Source organism: Shewanella sp. QJM3NY_23, assembly GCF_056173105.1.
This window is the reverse complement of the sequence record NZ_CM149657.1, coordinates 3,758,260-3,775,757: the sequence shown is the minus strand read 5'-3', so window position 1 is coordinate 3,775,757 and position 17,498 is coordinate 3,758,260. Positions and strand designations below refer to the sequence as shown.

General features: G+C 47.7%; 13 protein-coding genes. 7 read left to right on the top strand and 6 right to left on the bottom strand.

Annotated features, from left to right (window positions below; all coding sequences use genetic code 11):
• Positions 1–207: 207 nt before the first annotated feature.
• The 5 genes from AC0VXX_RS16650 to hemC all read right to left on the bottom strand — a co-directional run bounded on the left by AC0VXX_RS16650 (position 208) and on the right by hemC (position 9,265).
• Positions 208–4,956, bottom strand: coding sequence for a retention module-containing protein (locus AC0VXX_RS16650; RefSeq protein WP_475515181.1), 4,749 nt, complete (start codon positions 4,954–4,956; stop codon positions 208–210).
• A 290-nt stretch (positions 4,957–5,246) separates the two neighbouring features.
• Positions 5,247–6,413 (bottom strand): heme biosynthesis HemY N-terminal domain-containing protein, encoded by a 1,167-nt coding sequence (locus tag AC0VXX_RS16645; RefSeq protein WP_475515180.1) that lies wholly within the window; start codon positions 6,411–6,413, stop codon positions 5,247–5,249.
• Complete coding sequence (locus AC0VXX_RS16640) at positions 6,410–7,549, bottom strand: uroporphyrinogen-III C-methyltransferase (RefSeq protein WP_475515179.1); 1,140 nt, start codon at positions 7,547–7,549, stop codon at positions 6,410–6,412. The genes AC0VXX_RS16645 and AC0VXX_RS16640 overlap by 4 nt, the downstream gene beginning before the upstream one ends.
• A 49-nt stretch (positions 7,550–7,598) precedes the next feature.
• Positions 7,599–8,330, bottom strand: coding sequence for a uroporphyrinogen-III synthase (locus AC0VXX_RS16635; RefSeq protein ID WP_475515178.1), 732 nt, complete (start codon positions 8,328–8,330; stop codon positions 7,599–7,601).
• 5 nt (positions 8,331–8,335) lie between these two features.
• Positions 8,336–9,265, bottom strand: a complete 930-nt coding sequence (gene hemC / locus AC0VXX_RS16630; RefSeq protein ID WP_475515177.1) for a hydroxymethylbilane synthase — start codon at positions 9,263–9,265, stop codon at positions 8,336–8,338.
• Positions 9,266–9,476: 211 nt separating this feature from the next.
• Between hemC and AC0VXX_RS16625 the strand changes: the two genes are divergently transcribed.
• Positions 9,477–11,897, top strand: a complete 2,421-nt coding sequence (locus AC0VXX_RS16625) for a class I adenylate cyclase (protein ID WP_475515176.1) — start codon at positions 9,477–9,479, stop codon at positions 11,895–11,897.
• Positions 11,898–11,935: 38 nt separating this feature from the next.
• On the opposite strand, the gene cyaY is transcribed toward AC0VXX_RS16625, so the two are convergent.
• On the bottom strand, positions 11,936–12,268 hold the full coding sequence (cyaY, locus tag AC0VXX_RS16620) for an iron donor protein CyaY (RefSeq protein ID WP_475515175.1): 333 nt from the start codon (positions 12,266–12,268) through the stop codon (positions 11,936–11,938).
• Between the two features lie 449 nt (positions 12,269–12,717).
• Between cyaY and lptM the strand changes: the two genes are divergently transcribed.
• The 6 genes from lptM to AC0VXX_RS16590 are packed head-to-tail and all read left to right on the top strand — an operon-like array spanning position 12,718 to position 17,268.
• Positions 12,718–12,888: an LPS translocon maturation chaperone LptM gene (gene lptM, locus AC0VXX_RS16615; protein WP_475515174.1), complete on the top strand. Its 171-nt coding sequence runs from the start codon at positions 12,718–12,720 to the stop codon at positions 12,886–12,888.
• A gap of 2 nt (positions 12,889–12,890) precedes the next feature.
• Positions 12,891–14,135, top strand: coding sequence for a diaminopimelate decarboxylase (gene lysA / locus AC0VXX_RS16610; RefSeq protein ID WP_475515173.1), 1,245 nt, complete (start codon positions 12,891–12,893; stop codon positions 14,133–14,135).
• Positions 14,136–14,180: 45 nt separating this feature from the next.
• Positions 14,181–15,014, top strand: coding sequence for a diaminopimelate epimerase (gene dapF / locus AC0VXX_RS16605; protein WP_475515172.1), 834 nt, complete (start codon positions 14,181–14,183; stop codon positions 15,012–15,014).
• A 2-nt stretch (positions 15,015–15,016) separates the two neighbouring features.
• Positions 15,017–15,655, top strand: coding sequence for a DUF484 family protein (locus tag AC0VXX_RS16600; RefSeq protein ID WP_475515171.1), 639 nt, complete (start codon positions 15,017–15,019; stop codon positions 15,653–15,655).
• 4 nt (positions 15,656–15,659) lie between these two features.
• The gene (xerC, locus tag AC0VXX_RS16595; protein WP_475515170.1) at positions 15,660–16,556 is read left to right on the top strand and encodes a tyrosine recombinase XerC; all 897 of its coding nucleotides are present in this window, start codon (positions 15,660–15,662) and stop codon (positions 16,554–16,556) included.
• Positions 16,552–17,268 carry an HAD-IA family hydrolase gene (locus tag AC0VXX_RS16590; RefSeq protein WP_475517059.1) on the top strand — a complete coding sequence of 239 codons (717 nt, stop codon included), beginning with the start codon at positions 16,552–16,554 and terminating at the stop codon, positions 17,266–17,268. Before xerC ends, AC0VXX_RS16590 begins: the two co-directional genes overlap by 5 nt.
• The last annotated feature ends 230 nt before the right edge of the window (positions 17,269–17,498 follow it).

Genomic DNA, 17,498 nt, shown 5'->3' with positions numbered 1-17,498 from the left:
GTATTGCAGTTGTTATAAAATTATTCTCAGGATGGGATGCTAGCAAGCTACTGTCTTTGGGTCAATTTTTTGACGCTTAAATCATACTTAGATTAGTAATTTAGTGTTTATTTCGTGTGAATGTGCCAGCCAGTATATGATTGAAGGAAAAAGCCAAACAACTTTTTACAGTTTGTTTGGCTTTATTATATCGCTAAATATTTTGACTTAAGGAATGGTGTCCACTATCAGTGGGTTTTGGCCAAGTAAATTATTCATGGTTGTTAAATCACTAAGACTAACATTAGTATCTTGTAGAATAATGGTCAGATCGTCGAACCCACTACCGTCTCCATTGGCATCGACCGTGATAATAGTGTCTCCATTTACTGCATCAAATGTGATATTGAGGTAATCCTCTAAATTACCTGATTGCTCATCTACCAAAATATCTGATAAATCAAGCAGGTCATTGTTTATGTCAAAGTTAATGATGATATCGATGCTTCCGTCAGCGGTACCTTGCCCCCAAATAACGGTATCAGTATCAGAGTCATTGCCTAAATCTATGGTATCAGAGCCTTGACCTCCGACTAAAATATCACTACCAATGCCCCCTTGAAGTAAGTCATCTCCTCCTTGTCCAAAGAGTAGATCGTTTCCTGCGCCTCCGGTAAGTGTGTCATTACCATCATCTGCACGAGAAATATCGAATTCCACAGCATTTAAAGAAATAAAATCATGTACATCTGAGTTCGTCACATCATTTACATCTCTAGCTGTTTCGTTAGCGACATATTCTCTTAAAGCAAACATGCCCTCAGCATTGCTACCGGAAAACTCAGTTAAATCACCAAAAATGATGTCATCGCCATCGCCGCCATTGACAGTGTCATCACCTGGCAAGAGATCGGATTCTAATATCGCATCAGCTAAATCGTTTACATTGACATTGTTGAGTACTTGTCCATCACTATCAAATTGTTGGAGAGTATTTGTATCTACATTACCGCCCAAGCCGATAGCTTGAACATCGGAAATATTATTTAATAATCCAAAAGCATTTAAAGCGTTTTGAAAGTAATTACCGTCAACACCATTATCTGTGTTGGGTTGACCGTCAGTAATAAAAAAAGTGCGATTATTACCATTTTGATAATTCGTATTAAACCAATTATATGCTTCAGTAAAAGCGGCATAGTAATTGGTGTTACCACCATTAGTCATTAAGCTTAACGCCAATGAGATTTCACTGGCTACATCATCGGCTCTCAGATCTATCGAGATTAATGTGCGTGCCGTTGTATCAAAATCGACCAGTAATATATTGACTACGCCAGACCCTGGTTGGTTGGCATTACTAATAAGAACATCGAGAACACTTTCGATTTGCTGGCGTGCTGTGTCAACAGCGCTGGTTCCCATGCTGCCTGAACTATCGATGATAAAGGCAATATTGTAGTCACTTCCTGGGGCAACTCCGGTAATGTCACTAACAATAATATCATTTCCATCAGTGCCTTGTGCTGTATCATCTCCTGGGTTAAGAGTGCTTTGAGTATAAACTTGCAATTCTATATTGGCTGTATCGAATCCACCTTGTCCATCACTGATGGTGTAGGTAAATTCGATGGGGGAGTAGTTAATCCCATCATGGACAAAATTAAACGTACCATCCTCATTAATATTAAGAGTACCTCCAGCTAAAACTATAGGTTGAGCGTCGCCATTATTATCAAAGGTTAAAGCGATACCATTGATATGGCTGATGCTTAAGGCTCCACCATCAATATCGATATCTATACCATCACCAGAGTCATCTGTAATTAAGTTGCCATTTACAAAGCTCTGATCGTCAACATTATAGTTATTATCAATGGCATCAGGCGCATCGTTCACGGAATCAACGGTGATGGTGACAGTGGCAGGCGTCGCATCGGCCAAGCCATCATTATCGACCGAGTGATAGGTAAAGGTGGTCTCACCGTTCCAGTTCGCATCGGGCATAAAGGTGAGGTTGGCGGCCTCGGCGACGAGCACCGTCATGCCAAGGGTGACGGCCATGCCATTGAGCATCAAGGTGCCGTTGGCAGGCAGACTATCAATCACAAAGCTGACCACAGAGCCATCAAGGTCACTACCGCTTAAGGCCGGCACCGTGATCAAGGTGTCCTCATTACCAATGGCAATTAAGTTGTCGGTCTCAGGCGCATCGTTCACGGAATCAACGGTGATAGTGACAGTGGCAGGCGTGGCATCGGCCAAGCCATCATTATCGACCGAATGATAGTCAAAGGTGGTCTCACCGTTCCAGTTCGCATCGGGCATAAAGGTGAGGTTGGCGGCCTCGGCGACGAGCACCGTCATGCCAAGGGTGACGGCCATGCCATTGAGCATCAAGGTGCCGTTGGCAGGCAGACTATCAATCACAAAGCTGACCACAGAGCCATCAAGGTCACTACCGCTTAAGGCCGGCACCGTGATCAAGGTGTCCTCATTACCAATGGCAATTAAGTTGTCGGTCTCAGGCGCATCGTTCACGGAATTAACGGTGATAGTGACAGTGGCAGGCGTCGCATCGGCCAAGCCATCATTATCGACCGAGTGATAGGTAAAGGTGGTCTCACCGTTCCAGTTCGCATCGGGCATAAAGGTGAGGTTGGCGGCCTCGGCGACGAGCACCGTCATGCCAAGGGTGACGGCCATGCCATTGAGCATCAAGGTGCCGTTGGCAGGCAGACTATCAATCACAAAGCTGACCACAGAGCCATCAAGGTCACTACCGCTTAAGGCCGGCACCGTGATCAAGGTGTCCTCATTACCAATGGCAATTAAGTTGTCGGTCTCAGGCGCATCGTTCACGGAATCAACGGTGATAGTGACAGTGGCAGGCGTCGCATCGGCCAAGCCATCATTATCGACCGAGTGATAGGTAAAGGTGGTCTCACCGTTCCAGTTCGCATCGGGCATAAAGGTGAGGTTGGCGGCCTCGGCGACGAGCACCGTCATGCCAAGGGTGACGGCCATGCCATTGAGCATCAAGGTGCCGTTGGCAGGCAGACTATCAATCACAAAGCTGACCACAGAGCCATCAAGGTCACTACCGCTTAAGGCCGGCACCGTGATCAAGGTGTCCTCATTACCAATGGCAATTAAGTTGTCGGTCTCAGGCGCATCGTTCACGGAATCAACGGTGATGGTGACAGTGGCAGGCGTGGCATCGGCCAAGCCATCATTATCGACCGAATGATAGGTAAAGGTGGTCTCACCGTTCCAGTTCGCATCGGGCATAAAGGTGAGGTTGGCGGCCTCGGCGACGAGCACCGTCATGCCAAGGGTGACGGCCATGCCATTGAGCATCAAGGTGCCGTTGGCAGGCAGACTATCAATCACAAAGCTGACCACAGAGCCATCAAGGTCACTACCGCTTAAGGCTGGCACCGTGATCAAGGTGTCCTCATTACCAATGGCAATTAAGTTGTCGGTCTCAGGCGCATCGTTCACGGAATCAACGGTGATAGTGACAGTGGCAGGCGTCGCATCGGCCAAGCCATCATTATCGACCGAGTGATAGGTAAAGGTGGTCTCACCGTTCCAGTTCGCATCGGGCATAAAGGTGAGGTTGGCGGCCTCGGCGACGAGCACCGTCATGCCAAGGGTGACGGCCATGCCATTGAGCATCAAGGTGCCGTTGGCAGGCAGACTATCAATCACAAAGCTGACCACAGAGCCATCAAGGTCACTACCGCTTAAGGCCGGCACCGTGATCAAGGTGTCCTCATTACCAATGGCAATTAAGTTGTCGGTCTCAGGCGCATCGTTCACGGAATCAACGGTGATGGTGACAGTGGCAGGCGTCGCATCGGCCAAGCCATCATTATCGACCGAATGATAGGTAAAGGTGGTCTCACCGTTCCAGTTCGCATCGGGCATAAAGGTGAGGTTGGCGGCCTCGGCGACGAGCACCGTCATGCCAAGGGTGACGGCCATGCCATTGAGCATCAAGGTGCCGTTGGCAGGCAGACTATCAATCACAAAGCTGACCACAGAGCCATCAAGGTCACTACCGCTTAAGGCCGGCACCGTGATCAAGGTGTCCTCATTACCAATGGCAATTAAGTTGTCGGTCTCAGGCGCATCGTTCACGGAATCAACGGTGATGGTGACAGTGGCAGGCGTGGCATCGGCCAAGCCATCATTATCGACCGAATGATAGTCAAAGGTGGTCTCACCGTTCCAGTTCGCATCGGGCATAAAGGTGAGGTTGGCGGCCTCGGCGACGAGCACCGTCATGCCAAGGGTGACGGCCATGCCATTGAGCATCAAGGTGCCGTTGGCAGGCAGACTATCAATCACAAAGCTGACCACAGAGCCATCAAGGTCACTACCGCTTAAGGCCGGCACCGTGATCAAGGTGTCCTCATTACCAATGGCAATTAAGTTGTCGGTCTCAGGTGCATCAAGTACAATATCTGGGATCGCTAAGGCTTCGTCTGTGGTTGCGGCAGCTTGAGTGAACCCGGCTGTATCCCATCCTGCGTTGGCGAGCGTTTCGTCCCCATTACGTGTGAGCGAGACAAAGTTAGAGCCCCCCTCATTGCCTGGTGTCCCATCACCAGCAGCGGTTTCAGGTAATCCTTCGGTGGGATCTTCACCAGCGAGTATTTGTGCTTGAAGCGCTGCGATTTCTGGGTCGACGGCCACGGGCGTATCAGCAACTTGATTGGCATTATCTACAGCGCCGTCGTTGTTGGTTGGCTGCTCTACAGGCGGCTGGGCTATTTGTGCTTGATTTGCTGAGGTACCGTCGTCATAGATCAAGTTAAATGTCGCGGTGTCAGAAAAAATCAGTTGTTCACCCGCTTTAATGGTATCGCCAACGTTAATTGCTCTGATATTGCCCTGCTCATCCTTAACGGTAAGTTGACCAACAAGATTGGTGACTACTGCGTCTTGTGTCGTAATTGATGCACCCATAATAATTTCTCGCTTTACTAGGCATAAAATGTTGAGCCAATACAGAGGTATTGCTCTAGTTATGCGTGTTTTTGATCTAGCTTCTACTTATTAAGTTTGGTGAGCTTTGAATTACTGTCAACTGGTGGGAACGGGAGATCACAGACGCCTAAATTTGACTTTAGTAGCAAAAAAAAGTAATCATTTGTTTTAATTAGCTTTACTTTATCTGCTCAACTTTTGTTGTCGTTCTTTAAGTAAAAAACCACCTTTAAAGGTGGTTTTTTAGTTTAAAAAAATATAACCAATCTTCAGTCGCTGAAAGCATTACGATAACTTTGTAACGCTGAGTGTAGTTCGCCAATATGTTCTTGAGCCGTCGCGAGAGCCAGCCAACGGCTTTTAGTTGGCGCTTGGAAGCACACTTTTCGCCACCATTTGAGCGATTCAGTAAACTCTTTGCTTTGATCGTAAAGGGTGGCAATACAGGCTTGATAATCTGGATTTTCAGCATATTTACTTTGCAGATCAAATAGCTGCTTCCTTGCATCGAGATCGGCAGGCGTCACAATGGCTGTCAATGCGGCAAAAATATCCTGATCAGCGCTATGCTTCAATTGCTTAAATAACAATTTTAATGCCTCCTCTTTTCGCTCATAGCGGGCCAACCCAACGGCATATTGGGCGATAAAGAGAGGTTGCTTGCGCTCGGTGCGGCTCAGCCAGTGCCAAGCTTTTTCAAGCTCCTGCTCATTTTGCTCTGCTGCAGCTTGTAATAATGCCTTATTGGTTTTGCTATTGAGTGTCTGAAACTCCTCAGCACTAAGTATGCCGCGCTTGTTAATGATAGGAAGTAACAATTTGAGTGCTTGCCAATCTTGTTGAACTTGATATAGCTCTAATGCCAAGCGGAGCAGCGGGGCTTTACTTTTACTGGTCGGATTTAGCTTATCTAAAACGGTTCTGGCTTGTTCGAGTTCGCCTTGTTGCATAAGGTAGCGTACTCGGGTCGTTTGCACGGCTTTACTGGCCTGAAGATCTTTTTCGGCCTCGAGTAAATAGTGATCGCGAGCCTCAATATTGTGTTGATGATGCGCCGCTCTTGCTGCTGCTAATAGATTCAGTGCCGGGAGTTCACCCTTGTTAGCCCCTTTAGCCATGGCCTGTTCTGCAGCGCTCCAATCCTCTTCTGCAAGGGCTAATGCGCCCTGAAGAGTATGTTTTCTAGCGGCTTTTCTACGCCATTTTTCGGGTAAAAAACGACTGCTTAATATTAAATTGAGGGTCCAAACCACCAACCATTCAATCAGCACCAAGGCGGCATAAAATAAGATGGCTGCAAATAGGGCGAACATCAGGCTGGTTTCTAGCTCATAGTCGCCAATGGCCAAATAAAGGTAGCCATTAATACCCGATAGATAAGGGCTGATGACTAAGCCAATTAAGATGATAACAAGGTAGACAAGCGCCTTAATCATAATGGATTCTCCTGCTCGCTTATCAAGCTCCCTCGTGTCACAAGTTGTTGTAGCAGTGGGGTTGATGCGAACTGGTTGATGGTTGGCGCTTGAACCTCCAAGGTGACCAAGGCATCTAAAGCGGCTAAGGTTTGCTCGGTTTTGCTATCGGCTAAATCAAAATACTGAAAAATCCACTTTCTTGCCAAGCGGATAGATTGACGATAGTTGACCTGATCTTGGCGCAATAACGCGAGTTGGGCTTGCAGTAATTTATTGCGAATATTTTCGACTAAATACCACTGCTGATCGGGCGCTAATAAGGGGGCCTGATCTGTGGTGCGCTTACGTATCACCACAAACTCCTCTATTAGCGCTTGCCATGATTTTGCTAAATTGTCTTGCCAATCATCCAGTGACTCTGTCATTGCCGATGAATCATCTTTGCTGCTCAATATTGATTGGGTGCGATTTAATTTTAGTTTTGGCAGATTGTCTATCATGCTGTCTAAGGTCAGCACTGTGCCTGCAATATCAGTGGTTTTAATGGCGGCCACATTGCTCATATCTTGCGCTAATGCTTTGCGCAGCGGGGTGAGCGAGGGATCTTTCATGGTTTCAATGCGGTCATCAGCGGCTTCGAGTAGGCTCAATGCGGTTTGAGGATCTTTTTCGAGCCAGAGTTTACTCCCTGCCATTCTAACTAAATACTTGGCTTCTTCAGCCATCCAATGATTGGGGTTTTGTTGAGCGAGTTTATTCACTTGCTCCTGCAGTAGCTGTTGTGAGTCAGTGATGCGGTTAAGCTTATTGGTCACCTCACGCTCTATCATACGTTGCTGCTGCTCTAAATGAGTGAGACGAGCGACAGGATCATCGAGGCGTTGCTGAAGCTGGGCCGATAAATCGAGCGCCTTTTGCTTTTGAATGGTTAACTCTTGGTATAGGTAGAAGCCGCCCGCTATCGTGGCGAACAGTAGCAATAAGATAAATACCAGGTTAAATAAAAATCCCCAAGATACTCCAGTCGATGCTTTAGGTTCACTCGTTGGTTCTGTCGATGATGACGTTGGCGAAGTCTCAGCAAATGTCGCCTCTATGCTGTCATCGGGCTCAGGTGTGGCGACGGTGTTGCTTTGTTGCGTTTTATTGTCCATTCAACAGATCCTTGAAGACGAAAGCCAGTATTGCAGGCGGCTAAAAGGTTTAAGCTGTTAAACCTAAAGCTGTTAGGACTGCATCGCTGTTGGCTGCTTTAGCATTAGTAACGTGTGTAAACCCGGCATTTATGGCTTGGTCATAAACCCGCGAGCTCGGCACTATAATATGACATGCGTGTAACCAAGCAAACAGTTCTTTGGGTACAAGTTGCATTAGATGGCTGAGAATTTGTCCACTGGTAACAACAATAGTGTCGATATTTTGCTGTTGCCAATCGTAAGCAATCCTGTGACTGAGCGGTGGGCATTCCCGTTGATAAACCTGCCAATAACTGACAATAGCACCTCTTTGGGCTAATTGCTCTGCCAAGGCTTCGCGACCACCGACACCACGAACTATGGTGATCTTCTGGCCATCTAAGGTTTGCAGTGAGGAGAGTGTCAATAGGCCCTCTGTCTGTTGGCAATCGGCTGGCGCCTCAATAGCATTAAGCCCTAGGGCTTGCAGTGCCAGGAAGGTGGCTTTACCAACGGCATAATAGTCGATGTTATCAGGGAAGTGATTGTTGAGCGCCTGAGCGGCATATTCCACTGCATTAGTGCTGATGAAGATAACGATATCGGCTCGATGAAAAGCGGTAATATCTGCTTCATTGTAGATATCATCGGTCGCGATGACTTCGAGTAAGGGGGTAACGACAAAAGGCACCTGTCGTTGACTCAGTGCCTCTATCATTGACTGATTGCGCCCTTCAGGGCGCGTCAGCAGTACTTTCATGTTGATTACTTAGCGTAAACAGCATCTAAGATGGTTTTAGCACCTTTAGCAAGTAGGTCTTCGGCTAGTGCAATACCCAAGGCTTCAGCATCGTTTCTTGAACCGACCGTTGTGCCTTCGATAATTTGGCTACCATCAGGGTTACCGACTAAACCGCGAAGGGTGAGGGTATCGCCCGATATTTCGGCAAAAGCGCCAATCGGCACCTGGCAACCGCCTTCTAAACGGGTGTTCATGGCACGTTCGGCTATTACGCGATGGCGAGTTTCTGTGTGCTCAAGTGGCGCCAATAAGGCTTTAACACGCTCATCATTAGAACGGCATTCGATGCCTACGGCACCTTGACCATTGGCCGGTAGTGAATCTTCAGCCGAGATAAAGCTAGCAATGCGATCTTCTAGCTTGAGGCGAATGAGCCCGGCAGCGGCAAGGATAATGGCATCGTAAGTACCGGCATCTAACTTGGCAAGACGAGTACCGACGTTACCACGCAGATCGCGAATTTCTAGATCTGGGCGAGCCGCACGGATCTGGCACTGACGACGTAAGCTTGAGGTACCTACCACTGCGCCGTGTGGAAGTTCATCAATGGTTTTATAGGTATTTGACACAAAAGCATCACGTGGATCTTCGCGTTCACAGATCACTTCCAGTCCTAATCCTTCAGGAAAATCAACCGGAACGTCTTTCATTGAATGCACGGCAATGTCGGCTAAGCCTTCGAGCATGGCTACTTCAAGTTCTTTTACAAATAGCCCTTTACCGCCCACTTTTGCTAAAGGTGTGTCTAGCATGACATCCCCCTTGGTGCTCATTGGCAGCAGTTCTACAACTAGCGCTGGATGCGCTTTTTCTAATTCGGCTTTTACAAATTCAGCTTGCCACATTGCAAGTGGGCTTTTACGTGTCGCGATACGAATGACGTTTTCAGACATGCTCGATATTCCATCAGAGGCCATAGTTGCGCTAATGCTAACATTGGTTTCAAACTTATGTAAGAATCGACTGTCGATTCTTTGAAGTGTACCCCTATCAGCTGGGTCAAGCTTAGCTATTAAGTGTGATCAACCTCACATATACTTGCTGTTTTTGTATTAACTGTTAGCATGCATGGGTGGAATTAATTTGTAACAGGGTCGCCAAACATTGAGTAACCAAGCGCATGATATCGAAACGGCTGAACGCTTAAACCGAGTTCGTTTTGCACGAGCTTTGGCTATACTCACTCCCTTGCAGCGACATCTTTTCTATTTGATTCCTTTGCTTTTTCATAGCCATCGCAGTGACAACCCCGGTTATAATGGTCTGGTGACGCCTTTTGGCATTGAGCACTACACACCCGATGAAAAAGTGTTAGAGGCGTGTAGCATTTTTGCTATAGCTCCACCAGATAGCACGCCAGATGAGTCGAGGGCAATCTATGGGGTGTATTCCATGGGGAGCACGGCTACATTTGGCCAAAACCCTAAAAGTGATATCGATGTTTGGGTGGTATATGACCCTAATCTTTCTCATGAACAGCGTTTATCCTTACAGCAAAAATCAACCCTATTGACCGCTTGGTTTGCCCAGTATGATTTTGAGGTCAATATCTATTTGGTGCACCCAAAGCAGTTTCTGCTCTCAGTGAGCCAAGATGATGCCATCGCATCGACTATCGGCTGTGAACACAGTGGTAGTTCGCAGCATTGGTTGTTACTGGAAGAGTTTTACCGTAGTCATATTTGCTTGGCTGGTAAACCCATAGCTTGGTGGCCGCAATCATCGACCCCCAAGACACATCTTTTTTTAGGCGATGTGAGTAACTTACCCGCGAGTGAATATTTTGGTGCTTCGCTATGGCAGCTATATAAAGGCTTAGATAAACCCCATAAGGCGCTGCTCAAGGTGATGCTGCTAGAAGCCTACGCCAGTGATTACCCCGAGAGTCAGCTGGTCAGTGCCCAGGTGTGGCAGCGTACCTTGGCGGGGGATTTTTCCGCATTTAATGATGCTTACTTTCTATTGTACCAATCGATAGAGCGTTATTTAGAAAGTAAAAATGATCAACGCCGTCTTGAAATTGTTAGACGCTGTTTTTACCTCAAGTGTGGTATTAGATTGACTGTTGCCGATCACCCCAAAGACTGGCGTTATCACAAACTGCAGCACTTAGTTGAGTGTTGGGGCTGGTCTACTAACCTGCTAAGTACCTTAGATCAGTGCGCTCATTGGCACTGTGGACAACTGCAATGGTTTAACGAGCAGTTAAATGAATTGATGCTGGGAAGTTACCAAACCTTATTGCATTTTGCCTCGGTGAACAAGCTGAGTGAAAGCCTTAAGATCTCCGATCTCGGCTTGTTAACCCGTAAGCTACACACCTATTTTAGCGAAGATGACACTCAAATCACGCGGCTCAATTGGCTGTGGAGTGAGTCAATTGCCGAAACCGATTTAACCGTGGTGTATAGCCAGCAAACGCAAGACTACCACTTGTATCGTTGCACGCCTGAGTCGAGAAACTTTATGGCAAACCGCGCGGTATATCACTCGCCCAGCAAGGCGAAGCTATTGGCGTGGGCGGCATTAAATGGCGCTTCTACCGCCACAACCCATTGGTATGAGTTCAATGGTAGCTCGCATCAAACTAAGCGGTTAACCAAAGCGGCTCGGCGCTTACCGGCGATTTTAAAAGAGACAGAGTGGCGGGCTTCAAAACTCGATCTTTGCCAACCTTGGTACTTTCGTAAATTGATTTTTTTGATCAATTTCAATAGCGACCCCACCGTGAGTTGGCGTGGCCAAGAGATCATGGTCGATTATATGAATGCCAATATCTTTTCGCTGGGGCGTCAGCATACCAATATGCTGCAATCGTTAGACGTGATCTGCCAAAATAGTTGGGGAGAGTGGCATTGTCATCATTTTGATGGCAATGAAGCTATTTTAGACGCGCTGTCTTACACCAATCCTGGGGTGCAAAGGGCGCCCAATGAGGTACAAGTGGACGTGGTGAGCTGCTCTAGTCGCCTAGCGTCACAATTTGAGAAAGCGATAAGATTATTGGTGCAACGTGCCAACCGGTTAAGTAAACAAGCACAAAGCTCATCGACCATGGCCTACCCGCTAGAGGTCGGGGGGATAAAATACGGCTTGTTTTTTAACTCCAAAGGGATGAACTATAAAGACCTAAGTCAGGCATCTGCATTTTATCAGCGCCTGTCTAAACAGCGGATGTTAGAGCTGCCTCGGCCAGATTTAGGCAATGAGCCTTTTAGTAAAATCCCGCAGGTGATCCAAGAGTTTGCCGCGTTAGGCGCGATTCAGTATTTCTTACGTCAGCATGAAGAGGGAATTGATGTGTATGTGCTGGATGAAAAAAATGAGCTTAATCATTACACTCAGCTGGGCACTAATATTGACGAGTTAGCCAGTCAGGTGAGCCATCACCATGCCTTTAACAAATCGTACAACGATAACCAGCGTTTTAACTTGCCACAGTTTTTTAGGTTGGTGCGCATCGATGGCCAATTGCGCGCATTACCGTTTGGGGTCAGTATTGAGGAGGCGTCGGCGCAATTTTAGCGGTGCAGAGACGCCGCACCGCCATCGTGAGCTAACGCTTATAACTTAAGGGTTACATTACCTTGTCGACGAATAGACTCGACGACAAACGGCATAAATTCACCCGCATCACTGCGTTCATCAATCCACTTACCATCGACAAAAGAGAAATGGTATCCACCAAATTGAGTTGCTACCCAAATTTGATGCAGTGGCTCTTGTTTGTTGATCACAATTTTTGAGCGGTCCTGAAATTCCAGTTGTAATACGTTGCCTGATGCGTCGACATCGATATCAGCATCTTGCTCATCGATTGCATATTCTATGGCATCTTCTAGTGCGCTAAACATCTCGTCGGCGAGTTTGTGATACTCGGAGTCAGTCATTGCCATGGGGCATCCTTCAATGAAATGATTTTCAGAGTCAATATAGTAGCAACGCTATCCATTAGGCTCCATTGATTTTTATGCTAAGCGCGGTTAAGCAGTAAAAATATTCACAATGGCGGTCAAGAGGTGGATATCTGCTTGACGTTTTATAGCTATCTCTGCAAACATCACAAATAATGCATATAAACGCGTGTGGCTGGGCTGTTTTAGCCGATAAAGCGCCTGAGCCAAAGGCGGGTCGGCTGATTGAAAACATGTGGATTTTCAGCAGCTGAATCGCTTAATGCGTGAGTTGGTTATTTGGGGGTCCCCCCTGTGGCGCGCGCCATTAAATTAAATTGCTGGCGTAGGTCGATTAGCCATGTAGTATATGGCGATACAAGCGTGCTAAATCGCAAACTGCGGCGCTGTTGCTGTGTCGTTTATCATCCCTCTAAATCCCGGAATGTCTGATGTTGAACAAGATGAAGTTGATGTCGTTACTGCTACTAGGCAGTCTATTTATGGTGGCCTGCGGTCAAAAAGGTCCCCTATACAAGACCCCAGAGGTGCAAGATAACCAGACTGAGCAAACTACGCCCAAGTCTGAAGTGCCCACAACAACATCTGCAGTAAAGGAATAGCCATGGATTATTTTCTGTATCAAGAGGGCACGCTTCATGCCGAGCAGTGTTCAGTGGCTGACTTAGCGCACACCTATGGCACGCCGCTTTATATCTATTCACGCGCGACTCTCGAGCGCCATTGGCATGCTTTTGATAGTGCCGTGGCTAATCATCCCCACCTTATTTGTTATGCCGTGAAGGCCAATTCTAATTTGGCGGTGCTTAATGTGTTGGCACGCCTTGGTAGTGGTTTCGATATCGTTTCAGGTGGCGAGCTGGCGCGAGTCATGGAGGCGGGCGGCGATCCTAGCAAGGTGGTGTTTTCTGGTGTGGGTAAAACCGTTGCAGAAATGGAGATGGCGTTAGGGCTAGGTATCTATTGCTTTAATGTGGAGTCGGCCGCCGAACTTGAGCTGCTTAACGAAGTGGCGCTGCGTTTAGGTAAGATTGCCCCGGTCTCATTGCGGGTCAACCCCGATGTCGATGCGGGCACACATCCTTACATTTCCACGGGACTGAAAGAGAACAAGTTTGGTATTGCCATGGAAGAGGCCGAGCGCATCTTTATTCGGGCTCACCAATTACCTGGGCTAGAGGTCAAAGGTGTCGATTGTCATATCGGCTCGCAATTGACTGAGATACAGCCTTTTCTTGATGCGATGGACAGAATGCTTGGGCTTATTGATCGGCTTGCTGAGCAAGGGGTGAAAATTGCACACCTTGATGTGGGTGGTGGCCTTGGGGTGACTTATGATGATGAGCAGCCACCTGCGCCCAGCGATTATGCCGCGGCATTACTCGATAAGCTCGACGGCCGCGATCTTAAATTGATCTTCGAGCCGGGTAGAGCGATTGCCGCTAACGCCGGTATTTTTGTTACTCAAGTGCTTTATTTAAAAGAAAATAGTGACAAAAATTTCGCGCTTGTCGATGGTGCAATGAATGACTTGATCCGCCCATCGCTGTACAGTGCGTGGCAAAAAATTATCCCCGTAGTGCCGCGTGCAGGGGTTGAGCGTAATTACGATGTGGTTGGCCCTGTGTGTGAAACTGGAGATTTCTTGGGTAAAGACAGAATGCTCAATCTGCAAGCCAAGGATCTACTGGCGGTGCGTTCATCGGGTGCCTATGGCTTTACCATGTCATCTAACTACAACTCTCGCCCCCGAGCGGCAGAGGTGATGGTCGACGGCGATAAACATTATGTGGTCAGAGCGCGAGAAACCGTGTCGCAATTGTGGCAAGGTGAGCAGTTACTGCCGTAAACTATGGTTAATTCAGCTAGGTAAGCTATTTAAAGGAATATACTTTTGATCCAATTCTCCAAGATGCATGGTTTAGGCAATGATTTTATGGTGGTCGATGGTGTCACCCAAAATGTCTATTTCTCGCCAGAGCAGATAAAGCGATTAGCGGATCGAAATTTCGGTGTCGGTTTTGATCAACTTTTATTGGTTGAACCGCCTTACGATCCTGACTTGGACTTTCATTATCGTATCTTTAATGCCGATGGCAGCGAAGTGGAACAATGCGGTAATGGTGCGCGTTGTTTTGCCCGTTTTGTACGCAATAAAGGCCTCACCAATAAGCATAAAATTAAGGTCAGCACCGCATCGGGTAAAATTACTTTACGGTTAGAGCACGACGGTAATGTCACGGTGAATATGGGCGTGCCCATTCTAGAGCCAAGCCAGATCCCTTTTAGCGCCAAAAAAGCAGAAAAGACCTACTTACTGCAAACCCAGCGTGGCGATGAGATGCGCACCTTTTTATGTGGCGCCGTGTCTATGGGTAACCCCCATTGTGTGCTCGATGTTGATGATATCAGCAGCGCCGATGTGGAAGGCATAGGCGCGCTACTCACCAACCACGAACGCTTTCCCAAAGGGGTGAATGTGGGCTTTATGCAGGTGGTGGAGCGCGGCCATATCAAGCTGCGGGTATATGAGCGTGGCGCCGCCGAAACTTTAGCCTGTGGCAGTGGTGCTTGCGCGGCCGTGGTGGTAGGTCAGTTGCAAGGTAAGCTAGATAAGCGAGTGCGTGTTGATCTACCCGGTGGCACGCTCACTATTAGTTGGGACGGTGAGGGGACTCCCTTATGGATGACTGGCCCAGCAGAGCATGTGTATGACGGACAAATATAATAATGAATGATGCTATGAATACAAAAACACCGCTGCCTTTTGATGAGATTTTGATCCGCGAGTATCTTCTTGATAATCCAGATTTCTTTAGTCGTTACCCTGAATTGTTGTTGGCAATGCGTATTCCCCATGCGCAACGTGGCGCCGTCTCGTTAGTCGAACGCAGACAAGAGATGTTACGCAGCCGAGTGGCTCAGTTAGAAGAGGAGATCACCTCACTGCTGACCATGGCCTCGCGTAATGAGCAGATCTACATGTTTAATACAGCTTTATCGCTTAAATTATTGCAGGCCGCCGACTTAGGTGAACTAAGGCAGGTGCTCTCCAATGAGCTGCAGCAACAATTTCAATTTACTCATGTGCGTTTAATTACCGTGCACGATATCGACAGTGAGCTGTCGCATATTTGGAGTAACCGGTTGAAGCAAGGTTACTATTTTGGCCGTTTGACCCAAACAGAGTCTAAACGGTTATTTGGTAGCGAGGTCGGTTCGGTAGCCTTATCGCGTTTATCTAAGCAATGTGGTCAGGTGATCTTTGCTATCGCCAGTGCCGACCCGGTACATTTTCATCCTGAGATGGATAACTTGTTGTTAGACCAACTAAAACAGTTGCTCGATCACCTGCTACCTAAGTTGTAATGTTATGCACGTAGCAGACTGGACGGCGCGGTTTGAACGTTATCTCACCTCAGAGCGGCAAGTTTCTCCCCATACCGTGCGCAACTACCGCTTTGAGTTACGGCGGGTGCAAACCTTATTACCCCAAGGGCTGAGTTGGCACCAGCTGGATGGCGATCATCTGCAAGGGGTGCTCAATAAGCTGCATCGCCAAGGGTTAGGGCCACGCTCTATCGCTCTATGTGTATCGGCATTAAAACAGTTTTATCAGTATTTATTGCGAGAGTCGCTCGTTAGCCTCGATCCAGCCGCCCAGTTAAGTGCGCCTAAGCAAGGCAAGCCGCTGCCTAAAAACATGGACGTAGATTCGGTGACCCACCTGTTATCTATCGAGGGGGACGATCCTTTGTCGCTGCGCGATAAAGCGATGATGGAGCTGTTTTACTCCTCTGGGCTGCGACTCGCCGAACTGGCCGCGCTCAATACCTTGGATATTCAATACAGTGATTATCAGGTCAAGGTCATGGGTAAGGGCAGTAAAGAACGTATTGTGCCTGTCGGCCGTATCGCGATGGCGGCGATTGAGCAATGGCTGATGGTACGCGCGAGCTTACCTTGTGTTGATGACGCCCTGTTTGTTACAGCTAAAGGTAATCGTTTGGCCCATCGCAGTATTCAGGCGCGGCTGAATAAATGGGGGCAAGCCCAGGGCTTGAGCATGCATGTGCATCCGCATAAACTGCGTCACTCTTTTGCGACTCATATGTTGGAGTCGAGCGCCGATTTAAGGGCGGTACAAGAGCTCCTTGGTCACGCCAATTTATCGACTACCCAAGTGTATACCAGTCTTGATTTCCAACACCTTGCTAAGGTGTACGACGGGGCTCACCCTAGAGCCAAAAAACGAGGTGATAATGATTAGTGTTGCAATTCGGCCAACGGCCATCAATGCAATCAGCTTCGACTTAGACGATACCCTTTATGATAATCGTCCTGTTATGCGCAACGCCGAGCGTCAATTATGGGCCTTTTTAGCTCAGCAATACCCTAAGACACTGCAGTGGCAAGCCCAAGATTGGCAACACCTTAAGCAGCAACTAGTCATCGAGTCACCTTTATTAGCCCATGACACCACGGCGGCCAGACTCGTCACCTTAGAGCAAGGTCTACTCATGCTCGGTTACGATAGAAAAGTGGCGGCAATAGGGGCAAGAGAGGGCTTAGATTATTTTCGTTATCATCGCGCCGACTTTAGTGTAGCGCCCGAGGTGTTATCGATTTTACAGCAATTAGCCGCGCGTTATTGCCTAGTGGGGATCACTAATGGCAATGTCGATGCCGAGCAAATTGGACTCGGCGAGGTCTTGGAGTTTGTGGTGCATCCGGGTAATGGCACTCGTATGAAGCCTTATGCTGATATGTTTTATCAAGCGGCCACACGTTTAGCTTTACCCACTAAGTTGTTACTGCATGTGGGTGATAGCTATACAGCCGATGTGCAAGGCGCACGCCTTGCGGGTTGTCAGGCGGCGTGGTTAAACCCGGCAGTTGGCCGCGAGTCTCAAGTGGCAGGCTCTGGGCTGTTGCCGCACTTACACCTAACCGCCCTGAGCGATCTACTGCAGCTGGTTTAGCTCTGGCATTCACTCGTTGTTTATAGGTGAAAAGTGATCGTTTCTATAGTACTTCCGCTGTTGTCGCTTGGTCATTATTTCTATTTTTGGCATTATATTTTGAACTGAATAACATAAGCTCAGTAAACACATAGTGTTTTAATTTTGATTAGCATAAACTAGCCATCATCAAAGTGATACGAGCGTCGCATAAAGTCAGCAATGTACGTTAATAAACATAAAGGTAATGC

Coding starts and splice junctions, on each gene's coding strand:
- xerC (WP_475515170.1), top strand. CDS start 15,660: ATGCACGTAGCAGACTGGACGGCGCGGTTTGAACGTTATCTCACCTCA.
- lptM (WP_475515174.1), top strand. CDS start 12,718: ATGTTGAACAAGATGAAGTTGATGTCGTTACTGCTACTAGGCAGTCTA.
- hemC (WP_475515177.1), bottom strand. CDS start 9,265: ATGTCTGAAAACGTCATTCGTATCGCGACACGTAAAAGCCCACTTGCA.
- AC0VXX_RS16640 (WP_475515179.1), bottom strand. CDS start 7,549: ATGGACAATAAAACGCAACAAAGCAACACCGTCGCCACACCTGAGCCC.
- AC0VXX_RS16600 (WP_475515171.1), top strand. CDS start 15,017: ATGAATGATGCTATGAATACAAAAACACCGCTGCCTTTTGATGAGATT.
- cyaY (WP_475515175.1), bottom strand. CDS start 12,268: ATGGCAATGACTGACTCCGAGTATCACAAACTCGCCGACGAGATGTTT.
- AC0VXX_RS16635 (WP_475515178.1), bottom strand. CDS start 8,330: ATGAAAGTACTGCTGACGCGCCCTGAAGGGCGCAATCAGTCAATGATA.
- AC0VXX_RS16650 (WP_475515181.1), bottom strand. CDS start 4,956: ATGGGTGCATCAATTACGACACAAGACGCAGTAGTCACCAATCTTGTT.
- AC0VXX_RS16645 (WP_475515180.1), bottom strand. CDS start 6,413: ATGATTAAGGCGCTTGTCTACCTTGTTATCATCTTAATTGGCTTAGTC.
- lysA (WP_475515173.1), top strand. CDS start 12,891: ATGGATTATTTTCTGTATCAAGAGGGCACGCTTCATGCCGAGCAGTGT.